Here is a 14,501-nt window from a genome sequence, read left to right as displayed (position 1 = left end):
TTGTCCTCGCATGCTGGCGCGTCTGTCGATCCGTGACATCGTCCTGATCGAACGGCTCGATATCGAATTTTCCCGTGGCCTGGCGGTGCTGACCGGCGAAACCGGCGCCGGCAAATCCATCCTGCTCGATGCCTTTGCGCTGGCGCTCGGCGGCCGCGGCGATGCCGGACTGGTGCGCCATGGCGCCGAGCAGGGGCAGGTGACCGCCATGTTCGATGTCCCCAAGGGGCATCCGACGGCCAGGATACTGGCCGAGAACGGCCTCGACGACACCGGTGAAATGATTCTCCGCCGCGTGCAGCTCGCCGACGGCCGCACCCGCGCCTTCATCAACGACCAGGCGATCAGCGTGCAGACCCTGAAGGCGGTCGGCGCCGCGCTGGTCGAAATCCACGGCCAGCATGACGAGCGCGCTTTGGTCGATGCCTCGACCCATCGCCAGCTGCTCGACGCCTTCGCCGGCCACGAGAAGGACGTCACGGCGCTGGAAGCGCTGTGGGGCTTCAGGCGAACCGCCAATGCCGCCCTCGACGAGCATCGCGCCGGGATGGAGCGCGCCGCGCGCGAGGCCGACTATCTGCGCCATGCCTCCCAGGAGCTGAAGACGCTGGCGCCGAAGGAGGGCGAGGAGACCGAGCTCGCCAACCGGCGCACCACCATGATGCAGGGGCGAGAAGGTCGCGACCGATCTGCGCGAGGCGCAGGAGGCGATCGGCGGCCCGCATTCGCCGGTGTCGGCGCTGTCGGCCGCGGTGCGTCGGCTGGAGCGGCGTGCCGCCAATGCGCCCGGACTGATCGAGCCGGCGGTCAAGGCGATCGATGTTGCGATCAATGCGCTGGAAGAGGCCGACCAGCATCTCAACGCCGCGCTGGCGGCGACCGATTTCGATCCGGCCGAGCTCGAGCGCATCGAGGAGCGGCTGTTCGCGCTGCGCGCCGCCTCGCGCAAATATTCGACGCCGGTGGATCTGCTGGCCGCGCTGGCGACGCAATACGCCAATGACGTCGCGCTGATCGATGCCGGCGCCGACCAATTGAAGAAGCTGGAGGCCGCCGCCGCTGAAGCCGACCAGCGCTACGCGGCTGCTGCGGCAAAATTGTCGGCGGCGCGCAGCAAGGCGGCCGAAAAGCTCAACAGGGCCGTCAATGCCGAGCTCGCGCCGCTCAAGCTCGAGCGCGCCAAATTCATCACGCAGGTCGAGGGCAACGCAGCCTCGCCGGGGCCGCAGGGCATCGATCGCGTCGAGTTCTGGGTCCAGACCAATCCGGGCACCAAGCCGGGTCCGATGATGAAGGTCGCCTCCGGCGGCGAGCTGTCGCGCTTCCTGCTGGCGCTGAAGGTCGTGCTGGCCGATCGCGGCTCGGCACCGACCTTGGTGTTTGACGAAATCGACACCGGCGTCGGCGGTGCGGTGGCGGACGCCATCGGATCGCGGCTGGCGCGGCTCGCCGGCAAGGTGCAGGTGATGGCGGTGACGCACGCGCCGCAGGTCGCGGCCCGCGCCAGCCAGCATCTTCTGATCTCCAAGGATGCGCTCGACAAGGGCAAGCGGGTCGCCACCCGCGTCAACGCGCTCGCCGCCGACCACCGCCGCGAGGAGATCGCGCGCATGCTGGCCGGCGCCGAGATCACCGCCGAGGCGAGGGCGGCCGCGGAACGCCTGCTGCGGGCGGCGAGTTAGTTCGCCGATGGCCACCAAGGCGAAGAAAGCGCTGGTCGACGTCGACAAGCTCACCAAGCCCCAGGCCAGGGTCGAGCTGACCCGGCTTGCGCTCGAGCTCGAGGGCCACGACAAGCGCTACTACCAGGACGATGCACCCACCGTCACCGATGCCGAGTACGACGCGCTGCGGCAGCGTTACAACGCGATCGAGAAGCGCTTCCCGGAATTCGTCACCGCGGCATCGCCGTCGCAGAAGGTCGGCGCCGCGCCGTCGGGGCGCTTCAAGAAGGTCCGCCATTCGCTGCCGATGCTGTCGCTCGACAACGCGTTCGCGGAAGCTGACGTGGTCGACTTCGTCGGACGCATCACCCGCTTCCTGAAACTGCCGGACGACAAGATCGATTTCTCGGCTGAGCCGAAGATCGACGGGCTCTCGATGTCGCTGCGCTACGAGGGCGGCGAGCTCGTCACCGCGGCGACCCGCGGCGACGGTGCCGAGGGCGAGGATGTCACCGCCAATATCCGCACGCTGGAAGACGTGCCGCAGAAGCTGAAGGGCCGCAAAGTGCCCGACATCTGCGAGGTGCGCGGCGAGGTCTACATGACCAAGCAGGCGTTCCTGGCGCTCAACGAGCGGCAGAAGGCTGCCGGCGACACCATCTTCGCCAATCCACGCAATTCGGCGGCGGGCTCGCTGCGGCAGAAGGACCCGACCATCACCGCCTCGCGGCCGCTCGGTTTCTTCGCCTATGCCTGGGGCGAAATGAGCGCGATGCCGGAGGAAACCCAGACCGGCATGATCCACTGGTTCGAGCGCTGCGGCTTCAAGACCAATCCGTTGACAAAACTGTGTCACTCGGTCGAGGAGCTGATCGCTTTCCATCGCAAGATCGAGGAGCAGCGCGCCGAGCTCGACTACGATATCGACGGCGTCGTCTACAAGGTCGATCGCATCGACTGGCAGGAGCGGCTCGGCTTCGTGTCGCGCACGCCGCGCTGGGCGATCGCGCACAAATTCCCGGCCGAGCGCGCCATGACCGTGCTGCGCGACATCGAGATCCAGGTCGGGCGCACCGGCTCGTTCACGCCGGTCGGCAAGCTCGAGCCGGTCGGCGTCGGCGGCGTGATCGTGCAGAATGTCACGCTGCACAACGAGGACTACATCAAGGGCATCGGCAACAAGGGCGAGGTGCTGCGCGAGGGGCGCGACATCAGGATCGGCGACACCGTGGTGATCCAGCGCGCCGGCGACGTGATCCCGCAGGTTGTCGATGTCGTGATCGACAAGCGGCCGAAGAGCGCCAGGGAATTCCACTTCCCGAAGAAATGCCCGTGCCCGCTGCACACCGACGTGGTGCGCGAGGAGACCGCGACCGGCGAGGAGGGCTCGCGGCTGCGCTGCAGCGGCGAGTTCGCCTGTCCGTTCCAGAGGATCGAGCACCTCATTCTGTTCGTCTCGCGACGGGCGTTCGACATCGACGGCCTCGGCGTGAAGCAGCTGCAATATTTCTTCGACGAGGGCTGGGTCAAGGAACCCGCCGACATCTTCACGCTGCCGAAGCGCAACGCGAAGCTCAAGCTGGAGGACATCGAGGGCTACGGCGAGACCTCGGTGCGCAATCTGTTCGCCGCGATCGACAGCCGCCGCAGGATCGGGCTGGAGCGCTTCATCTATGCGCTCGGCATGCGCCATGTCGGCGAGACCACCGCGCTGGCGCTGGCGCGCGGCTACGGCTCGTGGGATGCGTTCCACGAGGCGTGCCTCAAGGTCGCCAAGGGTGACGAAGAGGCCATCGCGGAGATGGATGCGCTCGACCAGATCGGCGATACCGTGATCAAGAGCATCGCCGACTATTTCGGCGAGAGCCACAATCGCGGCATCGTCGAGCGACTGACCACCGAGCTCGACGAGATCATCGACGCCGAGAAGCCGAAGAGCAATTCGGCGGTGGCCGGCAAGACCGTGGTGTTCACAGGCTCGCTCGAAAAGATGACGCGCGACGAGGCCAAGGCGACGGCCGAGCGGCTGGGCGCCAAGGCGGCAGGCTCGGTGTCGAAGAAGACCGACTATGTCGTCGCGGGGCCGGGCGCCGGCTCGAAGCTTGCCGAAGCGCAGAAGCATGGCGTCCAGGTGCTGACCGAGGACGAGTGGCTGAAGCTGATCGGGGAGTAGCGAGCTTGTGATTCCGGGATGGTTCGATGCTTCGCATCGCCCCGAAATGACGAAGCAAGTCACATCATCCCCTGCTCATCCTCCTCGGCCTGCGCGATCAGCTGTTCGCTCACCACCACGTTTCGCCGCGGCACGATGAAGATCATGGTGCAGGCGCAGGCGATCGAGATCGCAAAGATCGCCGAGGTCAGCGGCAAGGTCGTGGTGGAGTGGCCGCCGAGATAGGCGCCGAACTGCGAGATCAGCGAGCCGATGCCCTGCTGCAGGAAGCCCATGGCGCCTGAGGCCGTGCCGGCCGCTTCGGGACGGATGCTGATGGCGCCGGCGGCCGAATTGGCCATCACGAAGGCATTGGCGATCATCACGATCATCTGGGTGCCGAACAGCCAGATCGGGGTCTGGTTCACTCCGGTAAAACTCCAGATCAGGTTCAGCAGGCTGCCGCCGAGCTGCAACGCGAGGCCGAACCAGATCAGCCGCTCCAGCGAGTGCCGCGGCGCGAAGCGCACGCAGAGCAGATTGCCGATGAAGTAACCGAAGCCCGTCATCGCGAACCACGCGCCATATTCGGCGCTGCTGCGGCCCATCTGGGTCACCACGATATAGGGGCCGCCGCCGGCGAAGGCGAAGATGATCTGAGACGCCAGCACCTGGCACAAGAGATAGCCGACGAAGGCGCGGCTTCGCAGCAGCCTGCCGAGGTCGCCGCGAAAGCTCGAGCTGTCGGCGCGGTCGCGGCGGGTCTCGGGCAGCGCCAGCGCGATGAAGATCGTGACCGTCAGCGACGCCGCGGTGATGAGCCAGAGGATGGCGCGCCAACCGAATGTGGTCTCCAGCAGACCGCCGGTCAGCGGGCTCACCATCTGCGCGATCATCAGCGCGGCGACGACCAGGCTGATCATGGCGCCGACCCGCTCGCGCGGATAGAGATCGCGGATGATGGCGCGGCTGATCACCATGCCGCTGGCGCCGCCGAGCGCCTGGAAGAAGCGCGCCGCGATCAGCTGCGGCAGTGTCTCGGCGAAGTCAGAGCCGATGCCGGCCACCACCATCAGGCCGAGGCCCGACAGCAGCACCGGGCGTCGGCCGAACTTGTCGGACAGCGGTCCCATGATCAGCTGCGACAGCGCGATGCCGACCATGTAGAGCGACACCGTCATCTGCGCGACGGAGATGTCGCGGCCGAACGTGGTCGCGAGCACCGGCAGCGCCGGGACCAGCATGTAGAGCGAGATCGGCGCGACGCCCGTCATCACGACGAGCATCAGCAGCATGACCTTCGATGTCGCGATGTTGTCCTTGATGTTGTCTTTGGTCTTGTCTTGGGCCGCGCCGGGCGGCTTGCCCATCACGCCGTGCATTCAGGTCCGATCCAGCATTGTGGAAAAGACTGTAGCGTGCTCGTGCGCGCGGAATACGGGTGTTTCGGCATACGCCCATGCGATTCCGGGCGAGGCGGCGGTGGATGTTTCGCCTCGCGCAATAATCACCGTCGTCCCGGCGAAGGCCGGGACCCATAACCACAGGCGTGCATTGTTGAAGCGCGCTGTGGCCCCAGCGTCATGCGACAGCAGAAGCGGTGGTTATGGGTCCCGGCTTTCGCCGGGACGACGTCGAGTGTGTGGATGCTTGCGACGCCGCTACTTCAGCGCCGCCGTCGCCTCGTCGAGCCACAGCTTGGTGGCGTTGTCGTCGAGATGCGGGCGTACCGTGCGCGCGACGCGGGCGTGATAGTCGTTGAGCCAGGCCAGCTCCGCTCCGCTCAGCATGCCGACCTCGATCAGGCGGCGATCGATCGGCGCCAAGGTCAGCGTCTCGAAGGCGTTGACCGGCTTCTCGGCGCCGGCAATGTCGGTGCCGATCACGAGCTCGAGGTTCTCGATCCGGATGCCGTAACCGTCGGTCTTGTAGTAGCCCGGCTCGTTGGACAGGATCATGCCGCGCTTCAGCGGCGTGGTGCCGAGTTTCGATATCCGCGCCGGCCCTTCATGGACGCTGAGATAGCTTCCGACGCCGTGGCCGGTGCCGTGCTCGAAATCGATTCCGGCCTGCCAGAGATATTGCCGCGCCAGCGTGTCGAGCTGCGCGCCGGTGGTGCCGTCGGGGAAGATCGCGCGGGCGATCGCGATATGGCCGCGCAGCACGCGGGTGAAGCGGTCGCGCATCTCGTCGGTCGGCTTGTCGATCGCGATGGTGCGGGTGACGTCGGTGGTGCCGTCCTCGTATTGCGCGCCGGAATCGATCAGCAGGAGGTCGCCGGGCTCGATGCGGCGGTTGCTCTTGCGCGTGACGCGATAATGCACGATGGCGCCGTTCGGCCCGGTGCCGGCGATGGTCGGGAACGAGACGTCCTTCAGCGCGCCGGTCTGGCGGCGGAAGGTTTCCAGCGCCTCGACGGTGTCGATCTCGGTGAGATGGCCGGAGGGCGCCTCGCGGTCGATCCAGGCGAGGAAACGCGTCAGCGCCACCGCGTCGCGCTGATGCGCCGTGCGGGTGCCCTCGATCTCGGTGATGTTCTTGACCGCCTTCAGCAGGCTGACCGGGTCGTTGCCGCGCACCGGCTTGCCGCCGGCGCCCGCGATCAGGCGGCTCAGGGCGTCGGCGGCGGTCGCGCTGTCGAGCGCGATCGAGGCGCCGCGCTTGGCGAACTCGGTGAGTTTTGGCGCCAGCGCCGCCGGCTCCTCGACATCGGCGGACTGCTCGAGATGGTCGCGCGTCGAGTTCGACAGCTTGCGGTGATCGATGAACACCACCGGCCGGCCGTCCTTCGGCACCAGCGCGTAGGACAGCGGCAGCGGCGTATGCGAGACGTCGGCGCCGCGGATGTTGAAGGTCCAGGCCACCGCGTGGCTGTCGGACAGCACCAGCGCATCGACGCCGAGCCTGCTGATCTCGAGCCGGATGCGCTTCAGCTTCTCGGCCTCGATCTCGCCGGAAAACTGCGTGCCGTGGATGGTGACCGGGCCGAGCGGCGGGGCCGGCCGTTCGTGCCAGATCGCATCGATCGGGTTGCTGTCGACGGCGACGAGTTCGGCGCCGGCCTTGGCGCAGGCCGCCGCCAGTCGTTCGGCTGCCGCAGAAGTGTGCAGCCACGGGTCAAATCCCAGGCGGTCGCCGGCCGAAAGATGCCGCGTCAGCCAGTGCTCCGGCGGGGGCTCGACCAGCGGCTCGATCTGCCAGGCCTTGCGGTCGACCTGCTTGCCGGCCTGCAGCGTGTAGCGGCCGTCGACGAACAGGGCGGCTTCCTTGCCCAGCACGATCGCGAGCCCGGCCGATCCGGTGAAGCCGGTCAGCCAGGCGAGCCGCTCCTCGGCCGCGGCAACATACTCATTCTGCTGCTGGTCGGCGCGCGGAACCACAAATCCCGCCAGCTTGCGCCGCGCCAGTTCCTCGCGCAGCGCGCTCAGCCGTGCGGTCAGCGCGACGCCGCCTTCGGGCTCTTCGAACGTCTGGAAATGGGCCTCGAACATCGCCTTCGTTCTCTCTTCGGGTCGACATGATCTTCCTTCGGGTCGAACATGATCTTCGCGCAAGCGCAGTCAAGCCTGACCATATTTTTGGCATAACTTATGCTTGAATCATGGCATAGTAGAACCGGCCTGACGATGTCCACTGCACGTCGCCGGTCAAGCGTACGGGGAGTGTCCAGGAGTGTCTCAACTCAACGGTGAGGAGATGCACGATGCCTGCATTCACGTTTGAGAAGATCTCGCCGCCGGTGCCCCCCGGCCCGATCGCGCCGGTCGAGCAGAAGCAACGCGGCGTCATCGTCCAGATGCTGGATCGCTTTGTCGAGGCGCGTGCCAGGCGCGCGGCCGCGCAGGACAAGGCCGAGACTCCCGGCCGCGAGTCTCCGGCGCCCGAATAGTTAACCCGGGCATCACGGTTACTGTTCCAGATCGGACGCCTTCACCACGGTCGCATTGACGACCCTGGTGCCTTCCAATTCGCGCACGATCCGCTCATCGGGGCCGACGATGCCGAGATCGAACTCGCGCTCAGGCGTCAGCAGCGTCATGCGCTGACCGACGATGACGACGACGGTCATGTCGAGCGTCTCGCCGGATATCGCCCATTCCCTGAGCTCGTTGCGATACGGGTCCCTGCGCCAGGCGTCCGGGAAGCCCGGATCGCATCGGACCTCGAGGCCGTCGTCGGACGTGGTCAGGACCAGCTTCGATCGGGAGGGCTTCCAGTGCTGCTCCAGCAGTTCGTTGACCAGCCAGACGCAGCTGAACGCGCGGCACTCCGCCGGCCTGCCCGGATAGATCCGGCAGCCGCGCCCCGGCTTGCAATGCGGGCACCACGCGTTGACGGGCTTGGCCAGTTCCTCGATCGCCATCACCTTGCAGCAGAGCGTGCAGTCGCCGCACTGTCTGCCGGTCGCGGTGATGCGATTTCCTCGCATCATGATCTTGAGCGCAGCAGCAGGCTGCTCCAGCCCTCGATCCTCAGATGCCGCAGCGGCACCAGCCCGCGGGCGCGATAGGCGGCGATCACCGCCGGCGCTTGGTGCGTCAGCAGGCCGGAGAGGATCACCTGTGCCGACGACGCGAGATGGCGGGCCATCGGCCCGGCCAGCTGCCGCAGCGGGTTGGCCAGGATATTGGCGAGCACGAGGTCGAACGGCCCGTCCTCGGCAAAGCGCGGCGAGGCAAAGCCAGTGGCGCGGATCACGTCGACCAGATGTCCGGCTCCATTGAGCCGGGCGTTCTCCTCGGCCACCCGCACCGACGGCGGATCGATGTCGCTGGCCAGCACCCTGCCGTGCAGCGCCTTGGCGGCGGCAATCCCCAGCACGCCGGTCCCGGTGCCGAGATCGAGCACGCGCCGGGGCTGGTAGGCCTTCAGCACGTGGTCGAGCAGCAGCAGGCAGCCCCGCGTGGTGCCGTGATGGCCGGTACCGAAGGCGAGCGCCGCCTCAATCTCGATCCCGAGCTTGTTCGGAGGTACCCTGTGCCGGTCGTGCTGGCCGTGGACGATGAAGCGGCCGGCCGCAACCGGGACGAGGTCCTCCAGGCTGGCCTTCACCCAGTCCTTGGCCTCCACGGTGTCAAAAACTAAAGTAGATGCGACATCCTGCCGCACCGTCTGGCCGACCAGCTCGCGGATCAAGATTTGGTCCGGCGGCTCGGCAAAATGGACGGTAACGTCCCAGCGGCCGTCCGGCCGCTCGAAGGCCGCAAAAGCCGCCTGATCCTCGAAAAACAGCTCGGAAAGCGCGTCTACCACGCGTTTTGCGGTCGATTCGTCTGAAAGCGTGACGCTGGCGCGGTGCGTGGACGGGGTCATCGGAGGCCGGTAGCGCGGTTTTTGTTAAAATTTCAAGCCGGATTCAATCGAATATCGCGAGAATTGATAGGTTCCCGATTCAGACAACCTTAGATGCCGCCGTACTAGTACGGTGGCGGAACTCGGGAAAACCCTTCGTTCCAAGGCATCACAACCAAGGGCAGGGCTGCAATGAAGGCCATTTTCGTTAAGTTTTTGAAGAATGAATCCGGCGCGACCGCCATCGAATACGGACTGATTGCGACCGGTATCGCCATCGCCATCATCGCTGCGGTGAATGGTGTCGGCTCGTCGCTGAGCGGGACCTTCAACTCGATCAGCGGCTCGCTGAAGTAATTTCGCAGACGGCGTTCTCAAGCAGGCACCGGGCAACGACGCCCGGTGTTTTCTTTTTAAGCGGTTGCCCACAGGGCCCCACGCGGCTTGTCGACAGGACATCAACTGCGTTGTCCCGGAGTTGCGAACCCCTGCTGCACAGCCAGTCCACAGGGGTGCTCACCGGCTTTCTCGCAAGGCGACACCCGGTCTGACCACAGTCGACCCACAGCTTCTCAACAGACCTGTCCACAGCTTGCCGCGCCATGATCCGCGGCGCGTGGCGCGTCGCCCGCTCTATGCGAACAGCGCGCGATGGTCGGCCAGGATGGCCCGCGCGGCGTTGTGGCCGGGGGCGCCGGTGACGCCGCCGCCGGGATGGGCGCCGGAACCGCAATGGTAGAGACCACGCAGCGGTCCGCGGTAGTTGGCATGGCCGAGCATCGGCCGCGCCGAGAACAACTGGTTCAGCGTCAGCGCGCCGTGGAAGATGTCGCCGCCGAGCAAGCCGAATTGCCGCTCGAGGTCGAGCGGCGACAGGATCTGGCGGCCGACCACGCTCCCCGCGAAGCCGGAGGCGTAGCGGTCGACGGTTGCGATCATCAAATCGGCGACCTCCTCGCGATGGTCGTCCCAGGATTTGCCGTCGGGCAGTTGCGGCGCGACGTGCTGGCAGAACAGGCTCGCGACATGCTGGCCCGGCGGGCTCAGGCTGTCGTCGAGCGTCGAGGGGATCAGCACCTCGACCACCGGCGCGCGGCTCCAGCCGAATTCGCGCGCATCGTGCCAGGCGCGATCCATGTAGCCGAGGCTTGGTGCGATGATGATTCCAGCGGTGAGGTGATCGCCGGGGCCGGACAGCGCGGTGAAGGAGGGCAGCGCGCTCAGCGCCACGTTCATCCTGAACGTGCCTGAGCCGTTCTGCCATCGCGAGATGCGCGCGAGGAATTCGCGCGCCAGTGCGCCCTCCGGCACCAGGCGCGTGTACAGCAGCTTCGGATTGACGTTCGAGACGATATGTCTGGCGCGAACGGTTTCGCCATTGTCGAGGACGACGCCGGTGGCGCGATCCTTTGCGACGATCACTTCGCGGACGCCGGCGTCGGTTTCGATCTCGACGCCGTGGCTGCGTGCGGCGCTCGCCATCGCCTGGGTGATCGCGCCCATGCCGCCGATCGCGTGGCCCCAGACGCCTTTCTTGCCGTTCACCTCGCCGAACGCATGGTGCAGCATCACATAGGCCGAGCCCGCCGCGTAGGGGCTGGCATAATTGCCGACGATGGCGTCGAAGCCGAACAGCGCCTTGACGAGGTCGTTCTCGAAACGCTCGTCGAGCATCTCGCCGGCCGAGCGCGTGAACAGGTCGAGCAGATCGCGCTGCTGTTCCAGCGACAGCCGCCGCAGGATGTTGGCGGTGCCGAGCGCGTTGAAGGCTTCGCTCACCGCGCCGATGCCGAAGCCCTCGACGAGGTTCGGCGGCGCACGCAGCACGAATTGGCGCAGCACGTCGGCGATGGCTTCGAGTTCCCCTGAGAACGCGCCGATCGTGGTCGCGTCCCGCTCGCTGAGCCTTGCGACCGACTGCTGGGTGCGGCCTTCGCCGGTTAGGAGATAGCTGCCGTCGGGCGCCGGGAGGAAGTTCTGGGCGCGCCGCTCGACGATCCTGAGGCCGTGATCGGCAAGCTTCAGGTCAGAAATGATTTGCGGGTTAAGCAGGCTCACCGTGTAGGCGGCGACCGAATTGCGGAAGCCCGGACAGAACTCTTCGGTGACGGCGGCGCCGCCGACCACCTTGCGGCGTTCCACAACCTTCACCCGCAGCCCCGCCATCGCGAGATAGGCCGCGCAGGTGAGGCCGTTATGCCCCGCACCGATGATGACGACGTCTGGTTCGTTCATGTCCGCTTCAAGAAGGAGTGATTAGAGCATGATCCGGAAAGAAGGAAACCTTCGTTTCGAGAAAGACAACCAAAAGATCCTGCGTGCTGTGGCGCCGCAGCGCCGCGTCGTCAAGTCCACGTGACCGCGGTTTCTTCTCCGTGATACTGCCGTATGCTCGCTTCAAATCCTCCGGTGCGCTGCCGCCGGACCGTCCGCCCCCGGCGCCCGCCGGGTCCATGCCGGAGCTTTCATGACATCTGAGCCGTCCGCCTCGCGAAACCGGCTGGTGCTGGTTGTCTACACCGCGGCGATCTTCGTCAGCGCATTGCTGCTGTTCTCGGTGCAGCCGCTGTTCACCAAGATGGTGCTGCCGCGGCTCGGCGGCTCGCCGGCGGTGTGGTCGGTGGCGATGGTGTTCTTCCAGTCATTGCTGCTCGGCGGTTACGCCTACGCACATCTGCTGATGAAGCTGAAGCGCCGTGTCGTGCCGGTCGCGGTGCATCTGGTGCTGCTGGTCGTCGCGTTGCTGACATTGCCGTTGTCGATCAGGAGCGGCTGGGGCGAGCCGCCGACCTCGGGCTATGCGGTCTGGCTGCTCGGCCTGTTCGCGGTCTCGATCGGCCTGCCGTTCTTCGCGCTCGCCGCCAACAATCCGCTGCTGCAGGCCTGGTTCGTGCGCACCGGCCACCCCAATGGCCCGGACCCCTATTTCCTCTACGCGTCCTCGAACATCGGCAGCTTCCTCGCGCTCTTGTCCTATCCGGTGCTGCTGGAGCCGATGTTCGCGTTGCGCACGCAGAACCTGATCTGGACCAGCGGTTACGGCCTCCTGATCGTCCTGATCGCGGGCTGCGGCATCCTGCTGTTGCGGTCGCCGGCCAATGCCGCCGTCCTCGACATGCAGGTCGACGATAGCAAAGCGCCGGCGCCATCCTGGTCGCTCCGCGCGCGCTGGATCTTCCTCGCCGCCGTGCCGTCCGGCCTGCTGATCGCGGTGACGGCGCATATCTCGACCGACGTCGCGGCGGCTCCGCTGCTTTGGGTGCTGCCGCTGTCGCTGTATCTTTTGACCTGGGTGCTGGTGTTCCAGTCGCGGCCGCTGCTGCCGCACAAATGGATGCTGCTGGCGCAGCCGCTGGCGATTGCCGGCGTCGTGATCCTGCTCGCGGTCGGCGGCGAGCAGAACCTGCTGCTGACGCTCGGCGGCCATCAGCTCTGCTTCTTCATCATCGCGATGGCCTGTCATGGCGAGCTCGCACGCACCCGCCCGGCCGCGAAATATCTCACCGGGTTCTACGTCGCGCTGTCGTTCGGCGGCATGGTCGGCGGCCTGTTCGCGGGGCTTATTGCGCCCTTTACTTTCTCCTGGGTGGCCGAATATCCGATCCTGCTGGCGCTCGCGGCGCTGTGCCGTCCGCCGGGCGCGGAGCGGCTGCCGCGCTGGAGCGGCTGGTACTGGCCGTTCCTTGCGGTGCTGGCGGTGGCGCTGCTCGCGCCGAGCTATTCGGCCGGCGGCATCTTCAACTGGCTGGTCGACCACCGGGTTCGGGTGATCGGCGCGGTCGGCGTGCTCTCGGCGCTGCTCGCGCTCGCGCTGAACGGCAATCGCTGGAAGATCTTCGCCACCGTCGTCGTCGCGCTGGTGGCGCTGCGCGCCTATCCGTCCGACGACGGCCGGGTCGAAACGGTGCGCAGCTTCTTCGGCGTGCACAAGATCGTGGTGACGGCGAACGGGCAGTATCACGTGCTGATGCACGGCACCACGATCCATGGCGCCGAGAAGTTCAAGAACGACGACGGCACGCCGGTCACCGGAAGGCCCGAACCGATCAGCTATTATCACAAGGATGGCGGCATCGGGCAGGCGATATCGGCAATCCGCGAGCGCAAGGGCGCGCCGCTGAAAGTGGCTGTCATCGGGCTCGGCTCGGGGACGCTGACCTGCGCCTCAGTGCCGGGCGAGGACTGGCGATTCTTCGAGATCGACCAGTCGATGGTCGATACCGCGCGCGACCCGAAATATTTCACCTACATCCAGAACTGCGAGCCGAACCTCAGGCCCGTGATCGGCGATGCGCGGCTGACCTTCGCCAAGGAACCGGACGGCGTCTACGATCTCATCATCGTCGACGCCTATTCGTCGGACGCGATCCCGATCCATCTTGCGACCGAAGAGGCGATGGCGATCTACAAGGCGAAGCTGGCGCCGCAGGGCGCGGTCGTGATGCACGTCTCCAACCGCCATCTCGAGCTTGCCAGCGTCGTGGTCGGCATTGCCGATGCCAACGACATGAAGAGCTGGGTCTACAGCGAGGATTCCGGCCGCGACAACGAATACATCTTCTCGACCTCGGTCGTGGTCTCCGCGCGCGAGGAGGAAGACGTCGGCAGGCTCGCATCGTCCGACGTCTGGACCGAGACCGAAGCCGACGAGAAGCAGCGGGTGTGGACCGACGACTATTCGAACGTGCTGGGCGCGGTCTATCGCCGCCTGCGCGACGGCGAGCAGTAGGTCGACAATTCTCTAGCGATCCGATGCCAGCAGCTTGGCGATCTGCGGCTTGACGATTGCGGCAAACACCGCGGGATCGTCGAAAGCTCTTGCAGAGAGCATCGCGCCATGGACCGATGCCATCAGCATCTGGGCCTCCTCTTCCGGCCGCTTGTCCAGCCGGAGCAGGTGCTGTTCTGCGCCGGCCCGCAGCACCGAGGTGAGCCATGCCGCGAGATGATGGAAATGGGCGCGGACGCGGGATGCGACCTCGTCCGGCAACATCGGCATCTCGCCGGCAAGCATCGCGCAAACGCAGAACGGCAGTGTGGCATCTCGAATGCACGCCTGCCAGAAGTTCACGTAAGCCTGCAGTTGATCGGCCGGGCTTGCGGACTGCTCCCGAAGAGCCTTCAGGCCCAGCTCGGTCTGCTGCCTGTAGCGATCCACCAGCGTCGAAACCAGCTCGGCCTTGGTCGGGAAGTGATGATGGATGCTCGCCTTCCGGATGCCGATCGCATCCGAGATGTCGGCGTAGCTGAAGCCGTTGTAGCCTCCCGCGACGATGAGAGACTGCGCGACATCGAGAATTTTTTCAGAGGTCGAAATCATCGCATCCATGTCTGACCTACCTTCCAGTAGGTAAATTACCGAGAGATATCAAGGCTTTCGTCTCGCACACAGG

At 66.1% G+C, this 14,501-nt stretch carries 10 protein-coding genes and 1 pseudogene; 5 read left to right on the top strand and 6 right to left on the bottom strand.

The window, feature by feature from the left end; genetic code table 11:
• Positions 1–10 precede the first annotated feature (10 nt).
• A pseudogene (gene recN / locus ACVILL_RS02035) lies at positions 11–1,682 on the top strand (DNA repair protein RecN).
• Between the two features lie 7 nt (positions 1,683–1,689).
• Entirely contained in the window at positions 1,690–3,837 is a 2,148-nt protein-coding gene (gene ligA, locus ACVILL_RS02030) for an NAD-dependent DNA ligase LigA (RefSeq protein WP_456727610.1), read from the top strand.
• A gap of 59 nt (positions 3,838–3,896) precedes the next feature.
• On the opposite strand, the gene ACVILL_RS02025 is transcribed toward ligA, so the two are convergent.
• A complete protein-coding gene (locus ACVILL_RS02025) occupies positions 3,897–5,198 on the bottom strand; it encodes a multidrug effflux MFS transporter (RefSeq protein WP_456727609.1) in 1,302 nt (433 codons plus the stop codon).
• A gap of 279 nt (positions 5,199–5,477) precedes the next feature.
• A complete protein-coding gene (locus ACVILL_RS02020; protein WP_456727608.1) occupies positions 5,478–7,307 on the bottom strand; it encodes an aminopeptidase P family protein in 1,830 nt (609 codons plus the stop codon).
• 212 nt (positions 7,308–7,519) lie between these two features.
• Between ACVILL_RS02020 and ACVILL_RS02015 the strand changes: the two genes are divergently transcribed.
• Positions 7,520–7,705: a hypothetical protein gene (locus ACVILL_RS02015; protein WP_456727607.1), complete on the top strand. Its 186-nt coding sequence runs from the start codon at positions 7,520–7,522 to the stop codon at positions 7,703–7,705.
• A gap of 18 nt (positions 7,706–7,723) precedes the next feature.
• Here the strand turns inward: ACVILL_RS02015 and ACVILL_RS02010 are convergent, their stop codons facing one another.
• Positions 7,724–8,245, bottom strand: coding sequence for a hypothetical protein (locus ACVILL_RS02010; protein ID WP_456727606.1), 522 nt, complete (start codon positions 8,243–8,245; stop codon positions 7,724–7,726).
• Positions 8,245–9,129 carry a 50S ribosomal protein L11 methyltransferase gene (locus ACVILL_RS02005; protein WP_456727605.1) on the bottom strand — a complete coding sequence of 295 codons (885 nt, stop codon included), beginning with the start codon at positions 9,127–9,129 and terminating at the stop codon, positions 8,245–8,247. The genes ACVILL_RS02010 and ACVILL_RS02005 overlap by 1 nt, the downstream gene beginning before the upstream one ends.
• Before the next feature lie 171 nt (positions 9,130–9,300).
• On the opposite strand from ACVILL_RS02005, the gene ACVILL_RS02000 reads away from it, so the two are divergent.
• On the top strand, positions 9,301–9,465 hold the full coding sequence (locus ACVILL_RS02000) for a Flp family type IVb pilin (protein WP_456727604.1): 165 nt from the start codon (positions 9,301–9,303) through the stop codon (positions 9,463–9,465).
• A gap of 276 nt (positions 9,466–9,741) precedes the next feature.
• Here ACVILL_RS02000 and ACVILL_RS01995 read toward each other — a convergent pair whose 3' ends face one another.
• Positions 9,742–11,343 carry a phytoene desaturase family protein gene (locus ACVILL_RS01995; protein WP_456727603.1) on the bottom strand — a complete coding sequence of 534 codons (1,602 nt, stop codon included), beginning with the start codon at positions 11,341–11,343 and terminating at the stop codon, positions 9,742–9,744.
• A gap of 232 nt (positions 11,344–11,575) precedes the next feature.
• Here ACVILL_RS01995 and ACVILL_RS01990 point away from each other — a divergent pair, with 232 nt between their 5' ends.
• Positions 11,576–13,837 (top strand): spermidine synthase, encoded by a 2,262-nt coding sequence (locus ACVILL_RS01990; RefSeq protein ID WP_456727602.1) that lies wholly within the window; start codon positions 11,576–11,578, stop codon positions 13,835–13,837.
• A 12-nt stretch (positions 13,838–13,849) separates the two neighbouring features.
• On the opposite strand, the gene ACVILL_RS01985 is transcribed toward ACVILL_RS01990, so the two are convergent.
• A complete protein-coding gene (locus tag ACVILL_RS01985; protein WP_456727601.1) occupies positions 13,850–14,437 on the bottom strand; it encodes a TetR/AcrR family transcriptional regulator in 588 nt (195 codons plus the stop codon).
• Positions 14,438–14,501: the final 64 nt, after the last annotated feature.

Source organism: Bradyrhizobium sp. USDA 3364 (genome assembly GCF_054056355.1).
This window is presented reverse-complemented; position numbering and strand designations above follow the sequence as displayed.

Excerpts from the sequence above, each read along its gene's own strand:
- ligA (WP_456727610.1), top strand. The coding sequence starts at position 1,690 with ATGGCCACCAAGGCGAAGAAAGCGCTGGTCGACGTCGACAAGCTCACC.
- ACVILL_RS02025 (WP_456727609.1), bottom strand. The coding sequence starts at position 5,198 with ATGCACGGCGTGATGGGCAAGCCGCCCGGCGCGGCCCAAGACAAGACC.
- ACVILL_RS02020 (WP_456727608.1), bottom strand. The coding sequence starts at position 7,307 with ATGTTCGAGGCCCATTTCCAGACGTTCGAAGAGCCCGAAGGCGGCGTC.
- ACVILL_RS02015 (WP_456727607.1), top strand. The coding sequence starts at position 7,520 with ATGCCTGCATTCACGTTTGAGAAGATCTCGCCGCCGGTGCCCCCCGGC.
- ACVILL_RS02010 (WP_456727606.1), bottom strand. The coding sequence starts at position 8,245 with ATGCGAGGAAATCGCATCACCGCGACCGGCAGACAGTGCGGCGACTGC.
- ACVILL_RS02005 (WP_456727605.1), bottom strand. The coding sequence starts at position 9,129 with ATGACCCCGTCCACGCACCGCGCCAGCGTCACGCTTTCAGACGAATCG.
- ACVILL_RS02000 (WP_456727604.1), top strand. The coding sequence starts at position 9,301 with ATGAAGGCCATTTTCGTTAAGTTTTTGAAGAATGAATCCGGCGCGACC.
- ACVILL_RS01995 (WP_456727603.1), bottom strand. The coding sequence starts at position 11,343 with ATGAACGAACCAGACGTCGTCATCATCGGTGCGGGGCATAACGGCCTC.
- ACVILL_RS01990 (WP_456727602.1), top strand. The coding sequence starts at position 11,576 with ATGACATCTGAGCCGTCCGCCTCGCGAAACCGGCTGGTGCTGGTTGTC.
- ACVILL_RS01985 (WP_456727601.1), bottom strand. The coding sequence starts at position 14,437 with ATGGATGCGATGATTTCGACCTCTGAAAAAATTCTCGATGTCGCGCAG.